General features: G+C 39.4%; 3 protein-coding genes. All 3 read left to right on the top strand.

Annotated features, from left to right (window positions below; translation table 11 throughout):
• A partial coding sequence (locus tag ACYPWY_RS16060; protein WP_459686554.1) for an RHS repeat domain-containing protein occupies positions 1–1130 on the top strand: 1130 nt, incomplete at its 5' end.
• A 79-nt stretch (positions 1131–1209) separates the two neighbouring features.
• Positions 1210–1797, top strand: coding sequence for a hypothetical protein (locus ACYPWY_RS16055; protein ID WP_459686553.1), 588 nt, complete (start codon positions 1210–1212; stop codon positions 1795–1797).
• The coding region (locus ACYPWY_RS16050) for a hypothetical protein (RefSeq protein ID WP_459686552.1) at positions 1791–2268 on the top strand (478 nt) is incomplete at its 3' end. The genes ACYPWY_RS16055 and ACYPWY_RS16050, both read left to right, overlap by 7 nt.

Here is a 2268-nt window from a genome sequence, read left to right as displayed (position 1 = left end):
TCCGATATAATTCATTAAATTTGCCACAGCAGATAGATATAGTCAGTCCCGTGGCTGAGGCGCGGAACGAGTATATCTACTCGGTAGCAGGGCAGAAATTGCGGCTTACACAGCGGTATAATCCCAATGCCAACCTGAAGCGGCACTATGCAGGCAACAAAGTTTACGAAAACAGCGTTCTGAAGAAAATTTTGCTGCCAAACGGCTATTTTGAGAATGGAAATTACTACTTTTACCTGCGCGATCGTTTGGGGAACAATTGCGTGGTGGCAAACGCCAGCGGCAAGATACAGCAAAGCTCGCACTACTACCCGTTTGGGAAAGTGAACGAGTATGAAAGTGGCGGACAGTCGTTTCAGCCTTACAAGTTTGGGGGCAAGGAGGATGAGCCGATGTTTGGATTGGGCCTGTATGATTTTGAGGCCAGGCAGCTGGATGGGTATGGAGGGTTTACTAGTATGGATCCTCATGCTGAAAGTTATTATAGTTGGTCTCCGTATGTTTATGCAGGGAATAATCCGATTCGGAATGTTGATCCTACGGGAGAAGATTGGTTTGTAAATAATGATAATGGCAATGTCCTTTTTATTAAAGGTGTTGATGAGTTGACAGACGACCATCGCCAACAATACGAATTGGGCGACTCTTCTTATGAACGCTTGGGCGCTGATGATATGTTTGGAAAGGATGCATTTTGGGGTTTTTACGAAAATACACTTTTCGATGTTTTGAAGGAAGATTTTTATTCTTTTGGCAAGACATCTTTCAGTTTTATGGACTTGCAGGGATATAAAATGGCGGAAAGGGTAACTATAAAAGAGACTCGGACAAGAGAAGCCGGTGATGTTAGGGGGCAATATTTTGACAGAAGTGATTTAGACCAAATTGGGGATAGTAAAAGAACTTATGTTAAACCGGAACAATTAAATACTAAAACCCCGTTAGGGATGCCTAAGATAAAGTATCTAGATTTTAATGGTTCTATAACAACCCAAAAATATGATTTAATAAAGCCATACGGTCAAGATAACAATAAAACATCAATCTATAATACTTCCGCAGGTAATTCCATAGGCACCGGAATACTTAATATTGTTTCAGATATTGTTAAATTATTAACCGGATATTGATATGAAACAGCTATTCTTATTCAGTATGTTTTGTCTTTTAACGATCTCTTGTAAAAATAATTTGCAAAAAGACGAAATCATGGAAGAAGCAAACACCTTTTATCAAGAGAATTTGAAACTATTGGATATTCCCAAAGAATTCACGGATTTTTTCCCATCTAAAGTCAAAGTTTCGGGGGAAATAGAAGGCTCTTATGATGCGACAAATGGATGTATATATTATATTATATTTGAATACGATCGAAAAAATGTAATAGATTCATTGAAAAACAAATATGAAAAAATAGCTATTGCTTCATATTGTTCCAGCGATAGCAATACAATTGTGGTTAAAACAATGGAGATACGTGGAAAGCAACATGACTATATTTTATATCACGACACTATATATGATAACAGGATATATTATCCCATTCCCTATTTTGAAAAATCGGAACCTTTTCGGGTTGGAGATGTATCTACTCCCACCAATATTTATTCTGACAGTACAAAATGTGGATTATCAAAAGATTTTACAATATATGTACTAAATTCCAAAGTTGGTATATATAACGAAAATCTTCGCCCATTGCACTATATGCCGGAAGGTTGGAAGAATGGATATTCTAAAGGAGTCTGTATAAATGAGAAAAAAGGTATAATGGTATATTGGGTTCTTGTATGGTAAAAGTTGCGTTGTATATCAAATCCCACTACACCTACGACAAAAACGGCAACATGATCCACTTGTACCGGCTGTCGGATTTAGAGGTGGAAGACATGGTAATCAATCATAATGGGAATCAGATGTCGCACATTGCGGATTGGCCGACACTGTATCCCGATGAATATCCCGATTATTACGCTGTTTTCACTGACTACTCGAATGACGAAAACGCTCGATACGGCTACAACAAAAATGGAGCCATGACCGGCGACCCCTACAAGGGATCCACATACAGCTACAATGCCTTGGGTATGCCCAGGAAAATAACCGTTCCGGCCATATTGGGTACGATCGACTACAAGTACTCGGCCACCGGACAGAAGCTTGAAGCCAATTACAAATGGCATACAGGCTTATCGCTCGACCCTGTAGAGAACACAAACAGGCCGCAGTACGCACAACCCAACTCCACCCTGAAACGAAACTATATCG

It is taken from the genome of Viscerimonas tarda, from assembly GCF_054601255.1.
Note: the sequence above shows the minus strand (reverse complement) of the source record. Positions and strands in the feature narration are given on the sequence as shown.

Coding starts and splice junctions, on each gene's coding strand:
- ACYPWY_RS16055 (WP_459686553.1), top strand. CDS start 1,210: ATGGAAGAAGCAAACACCTTTTATCAAGAGAATTTGAAACTATTGGAT.